Source organism: Sphingobium sp. TB-6 (genome assembly GCF_012927365.1).
GTDB lineage: Bacteria > Pseudomonadota > Alphaproteobacteria > Sphingomonadales > Sphingomonadaceae > Sphingobium.
Map to the genome: position 1 here is coordinate 118,271 of NZ_JABBGL010000008.1, position 19,879 is coordinate 138,149.

General features: G+C 66.7%; 26 protein-coding genes. 5 read left to right on the forward strand and 21 right to left on the reverse strand.

Features of this window, described 5'->3' with window-relative positions; genetic code table 11:
• Positions 1-25 precede the first annotated feature (25 nt).
• The 8 genes from HHL26_RS13095 to HHL26_RS13130 are packed head-to-tail and all read right to left on the reverse strand — an operon-like array spanning position 26 to position 7,299.
• Entirely contained in the window at positions 26-2,224 is a 2,199-nt protein-coding gene (locus HHL26_RS13095; protein ID WP_066555633.1) for a phage tail protein, read from the reverse strand.
• A 21-nt stretch (positions 2,225-2,245) separates the two neighbouring features.
• Positions 2,246-2,617, reverse strand: coding sequence for a hypothetical protein (locus tag HHL26_RS13100; RefSeq protein ID WP_066555631.1), 372 nt, complete (start codon positions 2,615-2,617; stop codon positions 2,246-2,248).
• Positions 2,614-3,432: a DUF2163 domain-containing protein gene (locus HHL26_RS13105; RefSeq protein WP_066555629.1), complete on the reverse strand. Its 819-nt coding sequence runs from the start codon at positions 3,430-3,432 to the stop codon at positions 2,614-2,616. The genes HHL26_RS13100 and HHL26_RS13105 overlap by 4 nt, the downstream gene beginning before the upstream one ends.
• Positions 3,429-5,768 (reverse strand): DUF2460 domain-containing protein, encoded by a 2,340-nt coding sequence (locus HHL26_RS13110; protein WP_066555626.1) that lies wholly within the window; start codon positions 5,766-5,768, stop codon positions 3,429-3,431. Before HHL26_RS13110 ends, HHL26_RS13105 begins: the two co-directional genes overlap by 4 nt.
• Positions 5,765-6,307 (reverse strand): tail tape measure protein, encoded by a 543-nt coding sequence (locus HHL26_RS13115; protein ID WP_066555624.1) that lies wholly within the window; start codon positions 6,305-6,307, stop codon positions 5,765-5,767. The genes HHL26_RS13110 and HHL26_RS13115 overlap by 4 nt, the downstream gene beginning before the upstream one ends.
• 43 nt (positions 6,308-6,350) lie before the next feature.
• Positions 6,351-6,587, reverse strand: coding sequence for a phage tail assembly chaperone (locus HHL26_RS13120; RefSeq protein ID WP_066555623.1), 237 nt, complete (start codon positions 6,585-6,587; stop codon positions 6,351-6,353).
• A complete protein-coding gene (locus HHL26_RS13125) occupies positions 6,584-6,895 on the reverse strand; it encodes a gene transfer agent family protein (RefSeq protein WP_066555621.1) in 312 nt (103 codons plus the stop codon). The genes HHL26_RS13120 and HHL26_RS13125 overlap by 4 nt, the downstream gene beginning before the upstream one ends.
• Positions 6,892-7,299 carry a phage tail protein gene (locus HHL26_RS13130; RefSeq protein WP_066555617.1) on the reverse strand — a complete coding sequence of 136 codons (408 nt, stop codon included), beginning with the start codon at positions 7,297-7,299 and terminating at the stop codon, positions 6,892-6,894. Before HHL26_RS13130 ends, HHL26_RS13125 begins: the two co-directional genes overlap by 4 nt.
• Positions 7,300-7,357: 58 nt before the next feature.
• Here HHL26_RS13130 and HHL26_RS13135 point away from each other — a divergent pair, with 58 nt between their 5' ends.
• Positions 7,358-7,681, forward strand: coding sequence for a hypothetical protein (locus HHL26_RS13135; protein WP_066555616.1), 324 nt, complete (start codon positions 7,358-7,360; stop codon positions 7,679-7,681).
• Positions 7,682-7,684: 3 nt separating this feature from the next.
• On the opposite strand, the gene HHL26_RS13140 is transcribed toward HHL26_RS13135, so the two are convergent.
• The 9 genes from HHL26_RS13140 to HHL26_RS13180 form a co-directional block, all read right to left on the reverse strand.
• Positions 7,685-8,080 (reverse strand): DUF3168 domain-containing protein, encoded by a 396-nt coding sequence (locus tag HHL26_RS13140; RefSeq protein ID WP_066555614.1) that lies wholly within the window; start codon positions 8,078-8,080, stop codon positions 7,685-7,687.
• On the reverse strand, positions 8,077-8,268 hold the full coding sequence (locus tag HHL26_RS13145; RefSeq protein WP_066561485.1) for a hypothetical protein: 192 nt from the start codon (positions 8,266-8,268) through the stop codon (positions 8,077-8,079). The genes HHL26_RS13140 and HHL26_RS13145 overlap by 4 nt, the downstream gene beginning before the upstream one ends.
• Positions 8,265-8,750, reverse strand: coding sequence for a phage head-tail connector protein (locus HHL26_RS13150; protein WP_066555609.1), 486 nt, complete (start codon positions 8,748-8,750; stop codon positions 8,265-8,267). The genes HHL26_RS13145 and HHL26_RS13150 overlap by 4 nt, the downstream gene beginning before the upstream one ends.
• Before the next feature lie 124 nt (positions 8,751-8,874).
• Positions 8,875-9,987: a phage major capsid protein gene (locus tag HHL26_RS13155; RefSeq protein ID WP_066555608.1), complete on the reverse strand. Its 1,113-nt coding sequence runs from the start codon at positions 9,985-9,987 to the stop codon at positions 8,875-8,877.
• Positions 9,988-10,083: 96 nt separating this feature from the next.
• On the reverse strand, positions 10,084-10,503 hold the full coding sequence (locus HHL26_RS13160; RefSeq protein ID WP_066555606.1) for an HK97 family phage prohead protease: 420 nt from the start codon (positions 10,501-10,503) through the stop codon (positions 10,084-10,086).
• Complete coding sequence (locus HHL26_RS13165) at positions 10,496-10,816, reverse strand: DUF6127 family protein (protein WP_066555604.1); 321 nt, start codon at positions 10,814-10,816, stop codon at positions 10,496-10,498. Before HHL26_RS13165 ends, HHL26_RS13160 begins: the two co-directional genes overlap by 8 nt.
• A gap of 23 nt (positions 10,817-10,839) precedes the next feature.
• Positions 10,840-11,970, reverse strand: coding sequence for a phage portal protein (locus tag HHL26_RS13170; RefSeq protein ID WP_066555602.1), 1,131 nt, complete (start codon positions 11,968-11,970; stop codon positions 10,840-10,842).
• Between the two features lie 103 nt (positions 11,971-12,073).
• Complete coding sequence (locus tag HHL26_RS13175) at positions 12,074-12,412, reverse strand: hypothetical protein (RefSeq protein ID WP_066561483.1); 339 nt, start codon at positions 12,410-12,412, stop codon at positions 12,074-12,076.
• 87 nt (positions 12,413-12,499) lie between these two features.
• Positions 12,500-13,780, reverse strand: coding sequence for a terminase family protein (locus HHL26_RS13180; protein ID WP_087573163.1), 1,281 nt, complete (start codon positions 13,778-13,780; stop codon positions 12,500-12,502).
• A gap of 99 nt (positions 13,781-13,879) precedes the next feature.
• Between HHL26_RS13180 and HHL26_RS13185 the strand changes: the two genes are divergently transcribed.
• Positions 13,880-14,326, forward strand: coding sequence for an acetyltransferase (locus tag HHL26_RS13185; RefSeq protein ID WP_066555598.1), 447 nt, complete (start codon positions 13,880-13,882; stop codon positions 14,324-14,326).
• A gap of 125 nt (positions 14,327-14,451) precedes the next feature.
• Here HHL26_RS13185 and HHL26_RS24505 read toward each other — a convergent pair whose 3' ends face one another.
• The 4 genes from HHL26_RS24505 to HHL26_RS13205 all read right to left on the reverse strand — a co-directional run bounded on the left by HHL26_RS24505 (position 14,452) and on the right by HHL26_RS13205 (position 16,972).
• Positions 14,452-15,030 (reverse strand): hypothetical protein, encoded by a 579-nt coding sequence (locus HHL26_RS24505; protein ID WP_261340425.1) that lies wholly within the window; start codon positions 15,028-15,030, stop codon positions 14,452-14,454.
• A gap of 141 nt (positions 15,031-15,171) precedes the next feature.
• Positions 15,172-15,819 carry a glutathione S-transferase family protein gene (locus HHL26_RS13195; RefSeq protein WP_066561480.1) on the reverse strand — a complete coding sequence of 216 codons (648 nt, stop codon included), beginning with the start codon at positions 15,817-15,819 and terminating at the stop codon, positions 15,172-15,174.
• Between the two features lie 80 nt (positions 15,820-15,899).
• Positions 15,900-16,661 carry a hypothetical protein gene (locus HHL26_RS13200; protein WP_237229978.1) on the reverse strand — a complete coding sequence of 254 codons (762 nt, stop codon included), beginning with the start codon at positions 16,659-16,661 and terminating at the stop codon, positions 15,900-15,902.
• Positions 16,662-16,729: 68 nt separating this feature from the next.
• Positions 16,730-16,972 (reverse strand): hypothetical protein, encoded by a 243-nt coding sequence (locus HHL26_RS13205; RefSeq protein WP_066555590.1) that lies wholly within the window; start codon positions 16,970-16,972, stop codon positions 16,730-16,732.
• Positions 16,973-17,061: 89 nt separating this feature from the next.
• Here HHL26_RS13205 and HHL26_RS13210 point away from each other — a divergent pair, with 89 nt between their 5' ends.
• The 3 genes from HHL26_RS13210 to lnt are packed head-to-tail and all read left to right on the forward strand — an operon-like array spanning position 17,062 to position 19,847.
• Positions 17,062-17,568 (forward strand): GNAT family N-acetyltransferase, encoded by a 507-nt coding sequence (locus tag HHL26_RS13210; protein WP_066555588.1) that lies wholly within the window; start codon positions 17,062-17,064, stop codon positions 17,566-17,568.
• Positions 17,569-17,595: 27 nt separating this feature from the next.
• Entirely contained in the window at positions 17,596-18,231 is a 636-nt protein-coding gene (locus HHL26_RS13215) for a YqaA family protein (protein WP_066555583.1), read from the forward strand.
• An 11-nt stretch (positions 18,232-18,242) separates the two neighbouring features.
• On the forward strand, positions 18,243-19,847 hold the full coding sequence (lnt, locus tag HHL26_RS13220; protein WP_066555581.1) for an apolipoprotein N-acyltransferase: 1,605 nt from the start codon (positions 18,243-18,245) through the stop codon (positions 19,845-19,847).
• Positions 19,848-19,879 lie beyond the last annotated feature (32 nt).

A 19,879-nucleotide genomic window follows, 5' to 3' on the forward strand; every position in this document is an offset into this window, starting at 1 on the left:
TTTTCGTTAGAAAGGAAGGCGCCGATCAGTCGGCCAGAACGATGCGCGCGGCCCGTCCCAACGCATAGGAGCCGACCTGCCGCACCTCCACCGCCAGCTCACCCGCACCCATATCTTCGGCCACCGTCGCCGCGTCATAGGTCCAGACGGATTGATCCGTGACGATCCGGCGCAATTCAATCGCGCCCGCCCACAAACGCAGTTCGTACCTCTCCCGGTCTTCGCCCAACGGCACATCGGTCCCGCTGGTCCAGCGCCACCCGTTCCTGCTCCGCCTCGTCCAGCCAATGATCCAGCCGCCCGCACCATCGGCCAGCGCCTTCACATGGACCGGGGAGGGCGGCACCACGGCCTCCCCCGTGATCGTCAACAGGGCATCGCTCGGTTCACTGTCTCCCACTCCGATCGCCGCGATGCGAATGCCGCCGCCGATCTCTGGCACGCCGCCATAAGCGGCAAGCGGCTCGGCCAGCCGGTCCTCCTCCAGCAGCAGGAAATTCTCTCCCTCCGCATGCGACGCCATCGCCCATTCGGTTCCGAACAATCCCCGCCGCAGTCCTTCCAGCCGGAAGCTCGCCGCACCAGTCTGAACGACATGAGTGAACTGGATCAGCTCCCGCCCGACCAGACACAGATTGCGGCCCAACGCCAGTGCCGCCTCATCCGCCCCGTTCAATTCCATGTCCTCCGCCAACAGCGTGACCTGAACGGCATGGATGCCATCGATCAACGTCGCGCTTCCCGCAGGCAATGCCGCGTCCACAAGGCCCATCACCGCCCGGCCAGCCGTCCGCCCGACAGGAGAAGCCTCCCCCGTCGCGCCGATCGCGAAAAGTGCCGCGCCACGCCACCCTTCGCCCCCGCTCGCCGCCGCCACGATGACCGGGGCCGTCGCCAGCCCTTCCCTGATCGACGGCAAGTCGGCCAGCATCAGCGTCGTGGGTCCATGCGGCCTGTCCGCCTGCCGCACGACCGCGCCCGAAGACGCTCCCGCCGGGATCGCCGCGCCAGCCCCCGGCACGCGCCGAAGGCCCATCCGCACAGCCATGGCCTCCCATTCGCGCTCCTCGATCCGCCAAAGGCCCGGCACGCCTTCGACCGTCACGACATTGCCGGGTGCATGGCGCAACGCATCCCACCCGCACCGCAATGTCATCGTCGATCGCCCCGTCCAGGCCATCCCCATCTTCCGCGCCGCCAGCGCCCGCGCATCCTCGCCCGACAGCACGACCGGCAGGTCCACCCCCTGCTCCAGCCGCCCCGGCCCAGGCCTGCCGACGCGTTGCACGCCCGCCTGATAGTCCCGCTCCGGATCATAATAGCGCACCGACAAAGCCACCGGCACGCTATCGGCAGCACCACCCGACCGCTCAAGACCGTCCAAAGCACGCCCATTGACCGACCGGCACAGTCCCACGCCCCCAAGCAGCGCCTCGCCTTCCGTCCCCGAAGCCCGCAGGCGCAATCCGGCCTCTTCCGCCACGAAGGCAAGGTCGAACGCATCCGCCAGCGGCGCCAGCGCATCGCTCACATCGGCGCCGCTCGCCGCCATGCCGTCGACCGTACCGAACCCGTCGCCGGTCAACATCCCCCCGCTCAATTCGCCGGCCAGACCGGCAATCGAAACCGCTCCCTCGTCCGCCTCGACCTCGAATGTGAGCGAAGGAATGCGATTGCCGTAATCGGCCAGCGCCAGATCCTCGAACACTGCATAGGCCATTCCCCGATGCCCCGGCGTCACGTCCACGCCTTCCGCCGCCGCGATCAATGGATCGACCGCCTGATCCTCTCCCCCCAGATGCAGCCGAAAAGCCCCCAGCTCCGTCTTGAAGTCCCCCGCCGCCCCCCGCAGCAGATTCCCATCCGCCCAGATGCGCCGCACCGACCGGACGGCCCGCGCCGACAAGGCCACGGCAAAACTGGCCGAATAGCTGTAGCTGGTGACGCTGGGCCGTCCCTTGCCCCCGCCGCTCTTGTGCTTCGTCTCCTTGAGGTCCGTCGCCCAGATCACCGTTCCCGCCACCCGCAGCGTCCCGAACAGCTTGGGTATCTGCGAACCATAAGTGGAGGTCTGGACCTGCACCTCGGTCAGCCGCCGCCCCTCCACCCCCTTGGGCTTGAACAGCACCGCATGATCGAAGGCATTGCCGATCAGCCCGCCAATGGCGCCACCCAGCGGCCCGCCAATGGCCGTGCCAAGGGCGGTCAACACAATCGTCGCCATATTTTCTCCTATTCCGTCCCGCTATTCTGGCCGCCAATAGCCCAGCACCGGCCAGGGCGACTCCCCCGGCATCTCCACCACGCGCCCCACGCCCGCATGGGCATGGACATGCCCGCCCGGCACGACGATCATCAAATGCAACTGCAATGGCCCCGGCCGCACCAGCGCCAGATCGCCAGCCCGCGCCGGCTCGACCCGCCGCAGGCCTGCCGCCCGCAACCAGTCCGCCGCCTGGCGCTCATCGCCGGAGCGCAGCCCATAACCCTGCGGCGCCACCCGCCCCAGGACCAGCGCCGCCAGCCCTACGCAATCCAGACCCCGCTCCGGCGCCCGTCCATGCAGGCGAAAGCGCACCCCCACCAGCGCCCGAGCCGCCGCCGCAATGTCGTTCAAGCCGCCCCCGGATAGCGCGTCAGCAAATCCGTCCCCGGCAGATAAGGCTCGCCCCGAAAGTTCACCCCATTGCCGAACCGCCCGGCACAGGTCGCCAACTGCCGGTCGCATCCCTCGGTCAGCAAAGCCAAAGCCCCCACCTCCACAGCAAAAGACGGCGGATCGGCCAAAGTCACGCCACTCGCGTCATTATCGACCACCCCCTGCACAATCCCGCCATTGGCCCCGGTCAACCAACGCAAAGTCCCGAAGGCATAGACCCCCGCCTCCAGCCCGGACACAGCCACGACAGCGTCCTCGACCTCCTCGACCGCCACCACGCGCCGCCGCCCGGCCAGATCCACCCGACACTGCCGGTCCCCCAGCGCCGCCCGGCAATCCGGCGAAGTCGAAGGCGCGACCGGCGCTTTCAAAGCCGCCATCGCCCCCACCAGCTCCGCCGTAAAAGCCCCGGCCTTGCGCGTGACGGCCCCGATCTCCCCCCGCGCCAGCAGCAACCACAATTCACCCGGCGCCTCCCACTCGGTCAGCCGCAATTCCAGCCCGGCCCCGTCCCAGCGCCCCGCCATCAGGTCCGCCTCGCTGATCGCATCCGCCACCAGCGCGCCCTCGACATCGCTGTCGGCTCCCTCCACCGTGATCCCGCTCCGCACGGCGGAAGGCGTCATCCCCGGCGCGGCGCGATAGCGGACGTGCCCGATCTCCAGGTCGCGATCATGGCTGGTGAGGCCGATCGTCACCCCGTCCCGCCGCTCGATCCGCCAGCAAAAGGCCAGCGTCGCCAGCGGCTTTTCCAACGCCTCCAGCCCGCTCATTCCCTGATCTCCACCAACAGCACCGAAGGCGCCTCCCCAGCCGCGAAGGTCGCCCGGTTGATGTCCAGCCGATCCTCGGCAAAGCGCACCGGCACATCGAAGCGAAAGCCCGCCGTCAACACCACGCCCTCCGCCGGAGCTTCATCAAAGGCGATCACCCCCAGGCCGGAGTGACTCCAGCCGCCGACCATCTCGACCCCATCCACGGCGACCCGGATGGTCCCCGCCACCGGCCGCGTGATCCGCCGCGCCTGCGCCTCCTCGCCAACGCCGTAGAAACGCTGCAGCGGAAACTCCGCCCGCACCCCGTCGCCCAGGCCCAGCCGCTGGTCCAACGGCCCCGGCGCTTCACCAACGCCGCAACTGCGATCATCATAGGGATCGCTGAACCGAAACCCCCGCGCCGCCCCCCGCCGCGCCCGAAAGAAAGCGATCAGCGCCGCCGTGTCCGCCTCCGACCGCACACCCGGCCCCGCATCGAAAGACAGCCGCGCATCCGCCCAGTCGCTGCTCCTCCGCTCATGCCCGGACACGCTCTCCACGATCTGCGTCGAAAAGGCGGGCGCCACACTCGCCTCCCGCCCTACGCCCAAAGGAAAAGCCACATCATCAAAGGCCTGCACATCATCCTCCCCATCCAGTCGGAAGCAGGTAAAGCCGTCCCGCGCGACCTGCGGCAGCGCCCAGACAAAGGTCGCCGCCGTCCCCCGCCGCACCGCCGCGTCCGCCGCCGCCGCAATCTCCCGCCACTGCACCGCATCCTCCGCCCGCAGCACGAAGCCCGAAAAATAATGCTGCTCATGAACCGGATAGCCCAGCCGTTCGACCGCCAGCTCAACCCCAAGCGCGGTGAGACGCTCTCGTCCCTCCGTCACCCAATCATAATCTTCCAATTGCAACACGTCGAAGGCCGGCGAAGCCCATCCCAAGGGCATATTCGCCCGCTTCGCCTCCGGCGCCAAAGGATCGAGCACGGTCGGCAAATAGGCCAGCAAATGCGTCACCGCCCCCGGCGCCAGACCTTTCACCCAGCCGCAAAGCGCCGCGGTCGAAGCCGCCAACACTTCCCCCGCCCGATCCAGCAAAGCCTTTTGAGGCGCGCTCAAGACCCCCCGGACATCCGCAATGGAAACCAGCGCCCCGCCAAAAGCCGCCCGAGCCGCATCGTCATAAAGACAGATGCGCCCATCCGGCATCACCCACCACCAAGGCTCGCCCACCTGAAAGCTGATCGCCAGTTCAGCCGACAACCCAATGGAAACAAAGGCTCCCGCGACCAACCGCAAATAGCTCATCGCCCCATCATGCGCGGGCGAGAGCAAAGTCGAAGGCGGCGACCACCCCGTCAGCGCCGGCGCACCATCCTCGGCCCGCTGCTTCCAGTCATTCCAGCAATGCGCATCGAACAATTCATAGGAAAGCGACCAGATCACCCCCAGCCCCAGCGCCTTGGCCTGCCGCGCAAAATCCGCATGCCAGGCCGCGCAAGGCGCATTCAACACGCCGCCCGCCAGACTGATATAAAATCCGCCCCCCAACGGTTCGAGCCGGAAATAATGGCTCATCCCGACATAATGATTAATGTCCCCGCGATACCCCAGAGCATGGATCGAAGCGACAATCCGCTCCGGCGTCTGGTTGAAGCAGTCGTCATAGCCCGTCGCCATCGACAGCCCATGCTCCGGCAGCACCACGTCGCCAACCCGCAGCACCGACCCCGCGCCATCGCATCTTATGCCCGAAAGCTCACACCACCCCTCAACCCCGGCGGCGAAAGCCGTAGTGCCCGCATCATAACCCGGCGCGGCGAGCGAGATGAACATCCGGTCCACATCGCCCGCCCAGACATCCTCCCCCTCACTCAACAGGAAGCCACTTCTGACGCTGGAAAAATCCAGCGTAATGACAGCATCTTCCGCCCCACCGCTCGCATAGTTCCACAAGCGCACATACCAGGCCCGCGGCGTCCCCTCCGCATCCCGCCCCTCGATGGTCAGCGTAGGCCCATGCGTCTCATCCAGCCGCCGCAGCCCCCCGCTCCGCCAGCGAAAACGCAGCATGCAGTCCCGAAAATCCCGATCCGTCTCATAAGCCAGCAGGGGATGACTCCATTTGTCCTCCGCCTCCCAGATCAGCCCCGCCAGATCCCCCGACCCATAGAAAACCGCATCCACGCGCAATCCAGGTCCAGAGGGGGCATCCGGCGCGGTCGTCACCACACTCGCCATCATCGGCCGGGGGAAATTGACGGTCCAATGCGTCGGCGCAAAGCGCTTCATGAACCGCGCCTCTTGCCCCCGCCGCACGTCAGCAAGCCAGTACCCAAGTCCGCTCATCCGCCAATCGCTCCCCTGACCGCCCGAGCCACCTGCCGCGCACTGCGCGCCAATAATCGGGCGTTATCCGCCCCCTGCCCCTGCACCGCGATGTTCACCCGCACGTCCCGCGCACCTCCACCGCCATGCGGAACGACCTGCCCGCTCGCCGTCGGCACAAAGACCTCCGGCCCCCGCTCTCCCACGACATAGGCCCGCCCCGGCGCCACCGGCCCGCCGGTAGCCCGCCCCGGCAAACCCAGCGCGGAGGCGGCCAACCCGATCAGCCCGCCATCGCCCCCGATGCTGTTCATCCCAGCCCGCAAGGCGCTGGCCGCAATGTCATCCAACACCCGCAGCGCGATGCTCTTGAGTTCCTCAAACCCGAACTGCCCGGTCCGAACCGCCCGCAACAACCCCTGCTCGATCCGCCGCCCAGCCCGCTCCGCACCGCCGGCCAGCGGCCCTTCCAATTCCCCCCGCATAGCCTCGACATCCCGGGCAAAACCCTGCGTATCCGCCCGCACCCGCACGACCAGATTGTCGATTTCCTCGTCCATCCCGCCCTCGAATCCGAAAAAGAAAGAAAAAATCCCCTCCCCTTCAGGGGAGGGGTTGGGGGTGGGGGCGTGCCCCAGGCACCCCGCCATCCGGCATCACCGCCTTCAACCTCTCCAACTCCCCGCGATCCATCCCGACCTCCGGCTCCTCTTCCCCCCGAGCCGCCCGCAACACGCTCTCCAGCTCCACCGGCGTCGAGCGCCAGAACTCATCCGGCCGCCACCCGAGCAACCACCCCGCGACCCCGGCCAACCGCGCCGCCGCCTTGAAAAAGCTCATCGTCCCCCCAGTATCTGGCCCAATATGCCCCGCAAAACCGGCGTCAGCGTCGCCAGCCCCGCCGCCACGATCGCCTCGCCCAGGGCTTCCCGCGTCAACCCGGCCGGCGGCTCCGCCAGACAATGCCAAAACAGCCCCGCCATCTCGGCCAGCGACAGCTTCCCGTCCGCCGCGCGTTCCACGAGCGAAAACAGCGGCCCCAACTCCTCCTCAGCCGCCACCAAAGCCGCGAAACTGGGCCGCAGCACCAGCCGCTCCCCTCCCAGCTCCAGCGCGGCCTCGCCCCGTGCGCCATTGGCCCCGCTCATAGCGACACCACCGCGCCGCTGCTCTCCAGGCTCAGCGCATAATTGCGCTCCCCATTATAATCCCCGGCATAATCCAGCCGCGTCACCAGAAAGCGCCCGCGCATCTTCTCGCCGCTTTCGAAGCTCAGCTCATAATCCTCGATGGTTCCCGCCAGCGCATGGTTGCGCAGCCGCACCTCCGCCGCCGATCCGGTAAAGATCCCCGCCGCCGACACGCTCACCGACCGCACGCCCGCGCCCGACAGCAACTCGCGCCAGCCGCCCGAATCCTTGTTGGTAACGTTCACCGCCTCGCCATTGACGGATAGCTGCGTCGTGCGCATTCCGGCGACCGTCGCATAGGCCACCGGAGCCCCGCCATCCCCTATTTTCAATAGAAACGCGCTTCCTTTTTCCACGCCCATGGAGCATTCTCCTCTAAGATAAACCGTGCAAGATTCGGGATATGGAGAGAGGCCCAAAATGTTCGTGACCGCCCCCCTGATGCTGTTGCTGGCCGCCGCCCCACAGAGCGGCGACGCCGTCGGCAACGGCCGCAAGACCTATTCGGCGTGCCTGGAAAAACAGATTCAGCCCGCGCTCGACAAGAAGATGTCGCTCAGTGATTTCCAGGCCTCTCTGAAGGCGCAGTGCGGCACACAGGAAACCGCCTTCCGCGCCGCCATCGTCGCGGACGACAAGTCGACCGGCATGTCGGAAAAGGATGCCCAGTCCGACGCGGACGACCAGATCAGCGAATATAGGGACAAGATCATCGGCGAGTTCGAGGACTATTCGAAGTCCTGATCGTCAGCCGCACACCACGCGCAACCGATAGTCGACCAGCGCCTGCCACCCATCCCGCGCGCCCGTCCGCGACAGGCGCGACCGGACCAGCCGCGCACTGACAACCCGCCAGCCCTCCGCTGACCCAACCGCCCGCAAGACTGCATCCACGCGCCCCAACAGCCCCGCCAGCCGCGAAGGCGCCTCTCCCACATCGAACAGGCTGACGGTCAAGGTCAGCTCCCGCCCCTCGACATCCTTCGCGCCCCAATCCAGCGCAACACAATCGCCCACCACGCCATAAGGCGCGCTGGCCCGTCCCGGCGTTCCATCGAACACCCCGTTCAACCCCGCCATCAAATCCGCATCGCCGCGCAAAGCCGCAACGACTACCCCGCGCACCGCCACTTCCGCGCTCATCGCCGCCCCCTTCCCGCTTCCCTCAGCGCCAGATCGCCCATCCACCGTCGCTTGAGGCCAGGCCCGGACAATCGCACCACCTCGCCCTCAACCCGCGCTTCAACGCCAAGCGCGCCCGCCGCCGCGACGATCCCCCGCCGCCGCGCCTCGACCCGCTCCATCACCAGCGTCCGAAGCCGCTCGATCATGCCAGCCGCATCCGCCGCCAGGGCCGCCACAACGCGCTCACCACGGCAGGCGGCGTCGCCACCTCTCCATCCCGCGCCGCGAAATGCTCGGCCGCCAGCCGCACGATCCCCTGCCGGATCGCCTCAGGCAGCCCCTCTGCATCCTCAGCCATCCCGGCCCGAAGCCGCACCGTCACCGCACCCGGCCCATCCACCAGCCGCGCCCGCACCCAGCCATCCCCCGCAGCATCGATATCGACCGCATAAGCCTCCGGCGCCAAAGCCACGTCCGCCACCTCGACGCCCAAAATCGCCACCACCGGCCGCGCCATCAGCCGCTGCCAGCTCCCATCGGCCATGATAGTTTCGGAAGCCTCCCGCACCACCAGCCACTGCCCGATAAACTGCTCGCAAAGCCCCGAAGCGCTTCCCAAAAGCCGCTCCAGCACCCCATCCTCATCATCCGACCCGATCCGCAACCAGGCCTTGAGATCCGCCAGCATGGCCCCTCCCCAAGAAAAAGGGGGACGCCCACAGGACGCCCCCACAAGTCCTTCTCCCTGCGGGAGAAGGATACGCAGCCTTAGCGGCAAAGCCGCTTAGGCGAAGTTGGATGAGGGCGCCCCTTTAGGAAGCCGCGAACTTCATCAGCTTGATCGCCTCCGAATTCGCCACGGCCCCGCCAATCCGCTTCACCGCATAGAAGTGGACAAAGGGCTTGTTGCTGAACGGATCGCGCAGGATGCTCGTCTCGCTCCGCTCCGAAATCACATAGCCCGTCTGGAAATTGCCAAAGGCAATCGACAGCGAAGCCGCCGCGATATCCGGCATATCCTCCGCCTCGATCACCGGATAGCCCAGCAAGGTCGCGGGCTGCCCCGCCGCCAATGAAGGCTGCCAGATAAACGCCCCATCGCTGGTCTTCATCTTGCGAATGACCGCCAGCGTAGCCGAATTCATCACGAAACAGGCTCCCTGACGATAGGGCGCCCGCAGGCTCTGCACCAGATCGATCAGCTTGTCCTGACCCGAGGCCGTAAAAGCGCCGGAAGCCCCCGAAGCCACATATTGCAGCGACCCGAAGGCCCGCACGCTGTCCGCCTCATTGGTGGTCGTATAGGTCAGGAACCCCTTGGGCTTGTTCGTCCCATTGCCATTGACGAAGGCCGCGCCCTCCGCCGCCGCGAACTCGCGGGCGATCTCGCCCGCCAGCCAGCCCTCGACATCGAACTGCGCATCGTCCAGCATCGCCTGAGACGCCGCCGGATTGGCATAAAGCTCACCCGAAGGCGGCACGATCTCATTGAAGCTGGGCGTCGCCGTCTCCGTCCGCGCCCCCGTCTCGCTGGCCCAGCCGGACACGATGCCGCCCGACGTCACCAGCTTGCGATAGCCCGCCGTCCCCGTCCGCACGACATTGGCGATCGAACGAATGGGCGAAATGCCCTTCAGCGTCGCATCGATGATCTGGTCGATCTCCCGCGGCACCGCATAGCCGCCCGCGGCACCGGAAGCCCCGGAAAAGCTCTTGAGTTCGACACCCGCCTCAAGCCCCTGCCGCACATAGCGATCGACAAAGGCGGCACGACGCGGATCGACCGCCCCACCCTTCACCCCATCCAGCGCCGGCCTCTGCTGGACAAGCAAAGCCCCCTTCAGCGCCGCCACCTCATTCTCAAGGCCAGCGATACGCTCACCCTGCACCACCGCATCAAAGCTCGCTTCCAACTGATCCGTCATAGCCACTCCCACGAAAAAGGGCGGCCCAAACCGGACCGCCCGAACCATTCCTTCTCCCCGCGGGAGAAGGATACGAATCCTTGCCAGCTCTGCTGGCTAGGCGAAGTTGGATGAGGGCGACGCCCCCTCCACCGCAATCACCCGAGCCAGATCCTGCATCGGATGCGTCACCACGCTCACCTCCACCACCTCCAGCTCCAACAATTCACGCGGCGCGCAACCGCGCGCCTCCCGCACCCGATAGCCAAAGGACAAGCCGTCCACCGCTTTCTCCCGAAGCGCGCGGCCAGCCTCCCGCCCGGCAGCCGTCCGCCCCGAAACCCGCCCGATCACGCGCAAGCCCCGTGCATCCTCCTCGACCTTCTCGACCGTCCCGATTACCTCTCCCGGCCGATGCTGCCACAGCAAGGGCACCCCCGCCACAACCCCGGCAAATGCCCCCGCCCGCACCACATCCCCGCCGCGATCCACCCGATCGAACACCGCCGCATATCCGGCAAACCGCACATCATTCATGCACCAGCCCCAGCAAGCCCAGCTTCACCGCCATCCCCAGCAGCAGCAGCGCCATCACCACGCGCACGACCCACGCAAAAACAGCACCCCGCGCCGCCTTCTTCGCGTCCCGCCAGGCTCCCAGCAGTTCGCGCAATTCCCGCACATCGTCCGGCGCCCCGCCATCGGCCAGCCCCAACCGCTCCAGCGCCCGCCCCGCGCCCAGCTCGCTCGCCTCCTCGATCAGCGCCCGGATCATCAGCATATCCATGCCCACCGGCTGCGCCTCGGCCTGCGCCACCAGCCGCGCCAGCATCTCCCCGTCATATTTCATCGCCCACCTCCGCGACTGCCGCCTCACCCGATGCCCAGCATCGCCCGCTTCTCTTCAGCGCTCAGGAAATCCGCCGCCGTCACCCGGTCCCACAAAGCGGAACGCTCCTCCGACAGCGCGGGCACCGCATCCAGATTCGCCCTCAGGCACAGTCCCGGCCACCAGCCGTCCAGCCCCTGCGCCAGCCCACCGCAGATCTTCGCCACCAATGGCAGGATCGTCTGCCGCCACAGCGCCCGATTGGCCTCCCGATAATTGGCGTAAGCATTATCCCCCGGCAGCCCCATCAGCATCGGCGGCACCCCGAAGGCGAGCGAAATTTCCCGCGCCGCCGCCGCCTTCAGCCCAACGAAATCCATCTCGGCCGGCGTCAGGCTCATCGCCTTCCAGTCCAGCCCGCCCTCCAGCAGCATCGGCCGGCCGGCATTGGCCGCGCCCGAAAAAGCGACCTCCATCTCCCGCTTCACCCGCTCGAACTGCTCCGGCGCCATCACCGACCCGTCCCCCGGATCATAGACCATCGCCCCCGAAGGCCGCGCCGCATTGTCCAGCAGCGCCTTGTTCCACACCGTCGCCGCATTGTGGATCGCCACCGCCCCGGCCGCCGCCCCGACACAGCCCAGCCCATAATGGTCGTCCAGCGGATGCAGCGCCTTCAGGTGAATGATGCCGGTCCGCCCCGCGCCATCTTCCGGGGACAGCCGCGTCACGCTTTCCCCGACGCGATAAAGATAGGCCGCCGGCCACCCCCGCGCATCCGCCTCCACGCTGACCCGCTCAGGCCGCAGCGCATAAAGCTCCACCGGCAACCCGTCCGCGCCGACGATCAACTGGACATAGGCATTGCCATGCAGCAGCAAATGGCTCGCCAGCGTCTCCACCAGCGATTGCCCCCCGGAACAGCGCATCAGCAAAGCCCGAACCCGCGCCTCCACATCCGCCGCAACGCCCTCGACAGCCAAAGCGGTGCCGCCCGCCCCTTCCGCGATCAGCCGCATCGCCCGCTGCGCCACCGGATTGCCGATGACCCCAGCGCGCAACTGCGCCTCATAGCTTGCCGGCCATTCCCCCAGCGCCACCCCGCCCGAACCCCAGGCCCGCGCCAACACCGGCCGCGCACTTGCCCGCGCCGCCTTCGTCCCGAAAAATTTCATAGACCCACCCACAAAAAATCCTCCCCCCGCAAGGGAGGAGGATGGTGAAACTTGGCAGCCTTCAGCCACCTGCCGAAACTTGGAAAGGGGGTTCCTCGCCCCTTTAAGGATTACGCTTCAAAACCCGATCGCAGGCATCGCCGCCCGCCTGCCCCTTCCCGATCAGATTGCCCGCAACCGCGCCCGCGGCCCCAGCCAGCAACGTCTCCCCGACGCTCCCTCCGGCGATCACGCCCGCGCCAGCACCGCCCGCCGCACCGATCACCGTGCCCTTGCGCGCATCCTTCTTCCGCTTGAGCAGGCAGTAGCGCACATCGTCGCGATCACGCGGCGCCGCCCGCGCCACCCGCGCCCTGTCCTTGCTCGACAACGTCACCGCGATCGCAGGCTCGACCATCAGGGTCAGCGCCGCCAGACCAGCCGCCAGTTTCGCGATCCTCATCGAAAATTCTCCTGCCATTTCATCGCCGCGACAACGCATGGCGCCCCCGCTTTGTTTCCTCGTTACGCAAGCGTTCGAATATAGCGTTTACACGGCCCGCACCCGCGCATCCCCGCGCCGCCCGAGCATCAACTCCGTCAGCGCCCAGACCAGCGCATCCGCCCGATCCGGCGACCGCCCCGGCCCGACATAGCCGCCCCCCAGCATCATCCCGCACATCTGGTCCTCCAACTGCGCAAAGCCGCCGCGATGCACGACCCGTCCGGCCTCATACAAAGCCGCCACCGGCTCCGCCCGCGCCACCTTGCCCCGGCTCGCATGCACCAGCCGCACCGGCAGCCCGGCTTCCGCAGCGCGCAGCACGCTTTCGACCATCGCGCCGCCATTATTGGCCTCGGCCACCACCCGGTCCGCGCCATGCACCAGCGCAGCCGCCGCGACTGCCCGCGCCCAGCCCTCGGGCGTCGCGCCCTCCACGGTCGCATCGGCAATCACATAGGCCCGGCCATCATCCCCGATCCCTGCAACCACGATCCCGCAGGCATCCCCATGCGCGGAGGCAGGCGGATCGACCGCCACCACCACCCGCACCAGCGCGCCCCGCACATGCGCCACCCGGCACCGCTCCAGCAGATCGCGGCTCCATAGCGCGCCCTCGACCTCTTCGATCAGTTCGCCCTCCAGTTCCTGCCGCCCCAGCCGCGTACCGCCATAGCTCCGCTCCATCGCCGCGATGAAGCCGTCGGCCAGATGCGCGACATTGTCCGCCGTCCGCCCCCGCGTCACCACGACGTCGCCGCCATCCCGCGCCACCAACCCCCGCACCAGCGCCACAGGCCGGGGCGTCGTCGTCGCCAGCACACGCGGCGCAACGCCCAATCGCATCCCCATCATCAGATTGTCCCAGGCCGCCTCTCCACCCGCCCATTTGGCGATTTCATCCGCCCAGCCATGGCTGAACTGCGGCCCGCGCAGACCCTCCGCCTCCGCCGCACCGAACAGGGTCGCCACCGCGCCATTGGGCCACACCAGCTTGCGCAAGGCCGGTGAAAAAGCCGGCCGGTTCCACCAGGGCGCAACGGCCAGAACGCCCGAGGCGCCCTCCACCATCACCGCCCGCGCCTCGCCCAGCGTCGCCCCCACCAGCGCGATCCGCGCCGCAGGATCGCTCTCCGCGACCGATCGCACCCACTCGGCCCCGGCGCGCGTCTTGCCAAAGCCGCGTCCCGCCATCATCAGCCAGATGCGCCAGTCCCCCTCCGGCGCCAATTGCTCCGGCCGCGCCAGCCAGCACCAGTCATACGCCAGCGCATCCGCCGCCGCGCCGCTCAGCCCGGCCAGCACCCGCTCCCGCGCCGCCTCCGGCATCAGCGCCAACCGCTCGAAATCCGACAGTTGCCCCATGCGCCGCCTCCATTCATCGATTTTCCCAGCCCGAAATTTGGCCGACCCGCCCAGCGCCCCTATATGCCCGCCATGAGCTCGATCCGCCCCGCCCGCGCCGCCGACGGCGCCCGCCTGCTCGACATCTGGCGCAAGGCCGTCGACGCGACCCATGATTTCCTGACGCCGGACGACCGCTCCGCCATAGAGGCCGAGGTTGCCGCTTTCCTCCCCTTGGCCCCCGCCTGGCTCGCCACCGATACGGACGACCTGGCCATCGGCTTCATGCTGATCGACGGCGCGCATATGGAGGCGCTGTTCATCGACCCCGCCTGGCACGGCCAGGGAATAGGCCGCCGCCTGGTCGGCCACGCCCTGTCGCTCCACCCCACGCTCACCACCGACGTCAACGAACAGAATGACCGGGCCATAGCTTTCTACGAAGCCCTGAGCTTCGCCCGCACCGGCCGCTCCGAGCAAGACGGCCAAGGCCGCCCCTACCCGTTGATCCACCTCCGCTACGCCCCCTGAGCGGATGATTTCAAATGGCCAATTCCAGCCATTGAGAGGCACGTGCTCCTGCGAAGGCAGGAGCATGGTGTACTTCAAGGAAAGCGACGCAAAAGCATACCGTCCGCCTTCCCCCCAACACCAACCTAATCCCCACTCCTCTCCCGCACCAACTCCAGCGCCGCCCGCAACCGCGCCACCGCATCCTCGCCATCGGGCCGCTCGACACTCTCCAACCGCTGCGTCTCCGCCACCTCTTTTTCATGCGCCCTGAACAGGATCGCCTGGATCATATGCGGATGCCCCCGCTTGATCTTCCGGCTTTTGACCGCGCCCTCGCCGTCCAGCACGATCTCCTCATCCTCCGTGCCGAACAGCGCCTGCCGCAGCATCAGCGCCTTCAACTCCTCATGCCCGATACTCAGCGCCTGCTTCCAGGCCCGCGCAAAGCCCGGATCGCGCCGCTTCAGATAATAGACGGTCGCCAAATTCCGCCCCACGACCCGCGCCGCCTCACTGACGTTGCAGGTCAAGGCCAGCGTTTCCAGGAACTTCTGTCGCAATTCCGGCGTAAAGCCATCCTTGCGCATCGCCCTCAATTGCGGCCCCGTGCCCTGGGCGCCCTGCTGATTATTCTCCAGAACCAGCACCCGGTCCGGCGCCTTCGCCCGCCCGCCAAAGCGCTGCCTCCCGCCCTTCTCCTTCACCTCATCCACCATGCCCATCCCCCGCGCCCAAAAGAAAAGGGCCGGCCCAACAGGACCAGCCCCTTACCGCGCCTCGTTGGCGACTCACATTTTTCCAGTGTCCGCATAACTGCCAGAACAGCGTGACGATGTCAAGAAAAATGTTCCATATAGGTTAAATCATGCCGCAGCCATCCGTTCGATCGCCTTGGCTTCCACCGCCAGCGCCGCGGCGAAGCTCGGCCGCTCCCGCATCTGCTGCAACCAGCCGCGAAGGCGCGGCCAGCGCCCCTCCGCCAGCACGGAACTGCAATAGCAGACATTGATGATCGGGCAGGCCACCGCGATGTCCGCCAGCGTAAAGCGATCCTCGACCAGGAATCCGCTGTCCGGCAGAATGTTCTCCAGATAGTCGTAAAGCTTAGGCAGGCTATCCGCCTCGGCTTTCTCGGCGGCGGCAAGATCCTGCGCCATGCCCATGAACGGCGCGACCATCCGGTTAAAGAAGATCTGAACTCCCGTCGCCTGCACGATCGTGTCGCCAAACTCCTCATACCAAATGGCCCGCGCCCGCGCCTTCGCTTCGACCGGGATCAGATTGGGCTCGGGATGCAGTGTATCCAGATAGGTTATGATCGCCGTACTGTCGCTGATCAGGAAATCCCCGTCCTGAAAGCCCGGTATCTTGCCGAAGGGCGATGTCTGGGCGAACGCCTCGCCGCCCTGCCCGAAACCGCCCGGCTTCACCTCCAGATCAATGCCCTTCTCGGCGGCAAAGACGATGACCTTGCGCACGAATGGCGAAGGCCGCGCTCCATAGAGGATCATGACAAAGGCTCCTGAAAAAAGAAGCCCATCATCACCGTCCATCTTCGACATGCAACCTGATTCACCCCATGGGGCGAAATTCACCGCCCCGATTCATCCGCTCCGGCAACGGTCCGCGTATAATCGATCCTGATCCGCACCCAGCTTCCCACCATCACCTTGCCGTTGACCCGCGGCGGCAGCACCAGAAATTGCCAGGCCGCCAGCCGCACCGCCTTGGCAAAGCCGGACCCCATGGGCGATTCGCCCAGCGTCTGGCAATTTTCGACATGATAATGATCGACCGTCTTGCAGGCCACCAGACCCCAGCCATTGCCCGGCGCACTGGGGGGCAGATAGCCGGCCAGCTCCGCAGGGCTCGGCCGCCGATACCATTCCGCCTCGAACAATTGCACTCCGCCCGGCCCCTCCCCCGGCCCGGCCACCGCCGCGCTATTGCCCGGCCCCGAAGCGCCGTCAGCCGCGCCCTTCTTCGCGATCTTCCCGATATCGGCCGACGCCATCTGCTGGGTGTCCATCACCAGAAAGGGCAGCGGCGAAGGCTGCTGCTCGGTCGGCTTCACTACCGGCCGGTCGGGCTTGGCCACCGGCTGCACCTGCCGCTGCGCCGATTTCTCCTGCCGCTTCTTCTCGCTCTTTTCAGCCTTGCTCTGCGCCTTTTCCGTCTTGGGCGCTGGCGCCATCTCGAAGGTCACGGGGTTGCGGAAATCCGGCAACCGAATCACCGGCTCGGGCGCCAGCGTCAGCAGCGCCAGCAGCAGCAGGCCGTTGAAAAGCAGAGCGAACAGCAATCCGCCGCCACGCTCGCGCCATTTCGAAGGGGATGAAAAGGTCAAATTCACTCAAATGCGCCGGGCAGGACTCATAAGGGGTCATGCCCAGACGCCGCCATCCCGTCAACGCCGTCGCGTCAACAGACATCCTCTTCGCGGACGACCGGACGGCTTTCCCGGGTCGCCCGCATCCGGCTGGCCTTGTCGTCGGGATCGGAGGTCAGCACGACATGATCCTCATGCACCTCCAGCAGCACACCGGCAAAGGGCATGCCCTCCAGACTGCCCGTCACCCGGTAGCTGACCGAATCCCCGACCTTGAACGTCACAGGGTCGGTATTGAACTCAAAGGGGCAACCGCCCTCTCCCATGCCAAGCATATTTGTCTCCTATGCCGGAAGCTTAGCGCGGCGGCACCGTGCCGATCAAGCCTCTGTCGCTTCCATCACAGCCGCGTTACAGCCCGGCCATGGATATCCGCCCCGCCTCCTCATCGGACCTCCCCCGGCTTCACCCCATCATCGAGCGCGCCTATCGCGGCGACACCGCCCGCCAAAGCTGGGCGATCGCATCCGCCCCGCCCGCCAGCCCCCGCACCAGCATTGCCGCGCTCGAAGCGATTCTCGCCAGCCCCGCCGAACGGCTGCTGGTCGCGCTGGGAACGGACGGCGCGCCCATCGGCTGCGTCCAGATCTCCGACCGGGGCGATGGCCGGGCCTATCTCGGCCTGCTGTGCGTCGATCCCGGCCTCCAGTCGGGCGGCCTTGGCCACCGCCTCATCGCCGCAGCCGAACAGCTCGCCGCAACCGCCTTCGGCGCCCGGCAGATGGAAATGACCGTCATCTCCACCCACGACAAACTTATCCAATATTATCAACGCCGTGGCTATCATCCTACCGGAGAGCACCGCCCCTACCCCGTCCCGCTCGACCCGCCTCAACAGATGATCGTCCTGGCAAAAGCACTGGCGGCCTGAAAGCAGTTCGGCTACGGCCTCAACCCGATGCTGACCAAGCTTTACCAATGGACGCTGGCGAAAGCCGCCCACGCCCACGCCGAACGCTGGCTCTTTATCATCAGTTTTCTGGAATCGAGTTTCTTCCCGATCCCGCCGCATCCGCTGCTGGGCCTGATGTGCCTGGCCCGCCCGGAACGCGCGATCCGCTTCGGCCTGATCTGCACCATCGCTTCGGTGATGGGTGGCCTGCTGGGCTATGCCATCGGCCATTTCGTCTATGAAGCCGTCGGCCAGCAGATTTTGCACGCCCTCGGCCTCGCCGCCAAATTCCCGGTCGCCGCCTGCTATCTGCGCGACTATGGAGCGGAGATCATATTGATCAAGGGCGCGACGCCCATCCCCTTCAAACTCATCACCATCACCGCGGGCTTCATCGGCCTGTCTCTCTTCACCTTCCTCTGGGCCAGCATCCTCAGCCGCGCCTTCCAGTTCATGCTGGTGGGCTTTCTGTTCTGGAAATTCGGCCGTCCTATCAAGGCGTTCATCGAAAAATATCTCGGCCTGCTGTCGGCCGGTTTCCTGGTCCTGGTGATAGGCGGCTTCATCGCGGCCTCGGCACTGTCGGGCGGCGGCGACAAGAGCGACAGGTGCAGCCACGCCACCATGGCAAGCCTGCGCTGAGCCGCACCGGCATGAAGGACATTCCGGCCCGCTTCCCGAAGCTCACCGCCCTGCTCGCCGGATTCGTGGCGGCGACCGGCTTCGAACCGCTCAAACTCTGGCCCGTCACCCTGGCCTGCTTCGCGCTCCTCATCGTCCTGATCGAGCGCGCGCCCGACCGCCGCAGCGCTTTCCTGCGCGGCTGGCTGTTCGGCGTCGGTCATTTCACCCTCGGCCTCAACTGGATCGCCCACGCCTTCACCTTCCAGGACGCGATGCCCCACTGGTTCGGCTACGGCGCGGTCATCCTCCTGTCACTCTACCTGGCAGCCTATCCCGGCCTGGCCACTCTCGCCGCCTGGTGGTTAAGAAACCACGTGTTCCTGCGAAGGCAGGAACCCAGTCCCGCCGTCAGAACTGGACTCCTGCCTCCGCAGGAGCATGCTACACTTCCTTTCACCCTCATCTTCGCCGCCACCTGGCTAGCCTCGGAATATCTCCGCGCCACCGCCTTCACCGGCTTTGCGTGGAACCCGCTGGGCGTCACCCTCCTCCCCACCGGCATGGCCATCGCCTCCACCCTCATCGGCACCTACGGCCTGGGCGCCCTCGCCATCCTCGCATCCGGCGCGCTCCTTCTGATCCTCCGCCGCCAGATCAAGCCCGCCGCCGCCATAACCGTCCCCCTCATTGCCATGGCCCTGTGGGGCCATCTCTCCCCCGCGCCATCCACCCCGACAGGCGCGCCGCGCATCCGCGTGGTCCAGCCCAATATCGGCCAGGACGAAAAATATTCCCCCGAACTCGAACAGGCGCATTTCCGCACCCTGGCGACCCTTTCAGGCACCCCCCGCCCCGCCCCGCGCCTGATCTTCTGGCCCGAAGCCGCCATCCCTGCCTATCTCGACCTGGAACCGGAATGGCGCGCCCGCCTGGCTGGACTGCTCGGCCCCGGCGACCTCCTCATGACCGGCGCCACCAAGGTCTATTTCAAACAGATCGAGAAAGAAGGCGTCACGGAAAACGCCCTGGCGGGCGCGAACAACAGCCTGTTCATCGTCGACCCGGAGGCCCGCCTGCTCGGCCGCTACGACAAGTCGCACCTGGTCCCCTATGGCGAATATCTGCCGATGCGCCAGATTCTCCAGCCGCTCGGCCTTTCCCGCCTCGTCCCCGGCGATGTCGATTTCTGGCCCGGCCCCGGCCCGCAAAGCCTGACCCTGCACGCCACCCTGGGCCGACCCCAACTCAAAATGGGCGTCCAGATCTGCTACGAGATCATCTTCTCCGGCCAGGTGGTAGATAAAGCCAACCGGCCAAACTTCCTCTTCAACCCCTCCAACGACGCCTGGTTCGGCAGTTGGGGCCCGGTCCAGCATCTCGCCCAGGCCCGCCTCCGCGCAATTGAGGAGGGCATCCCCATCATCCGCTCCACCCCCACCGGAATCTCCGCCGTGGTCGATGCCCGCGGTCATATATTGAGCAGCATCGGCCACCACCGCGCCGGTTTCCTCGACACCGCGCTCCCCACCGCCCTTTCGCCGACGCTGTTCTCGCGCCTCGGTAATTGGGCGCCGTTCGGCTTCATGATCGCGCTCGTCGCACTGGCCATTGCCACCCGCAGAACGACCCGCTAATAGCCACATAAACTTTTCTTTATGTCGCTTGT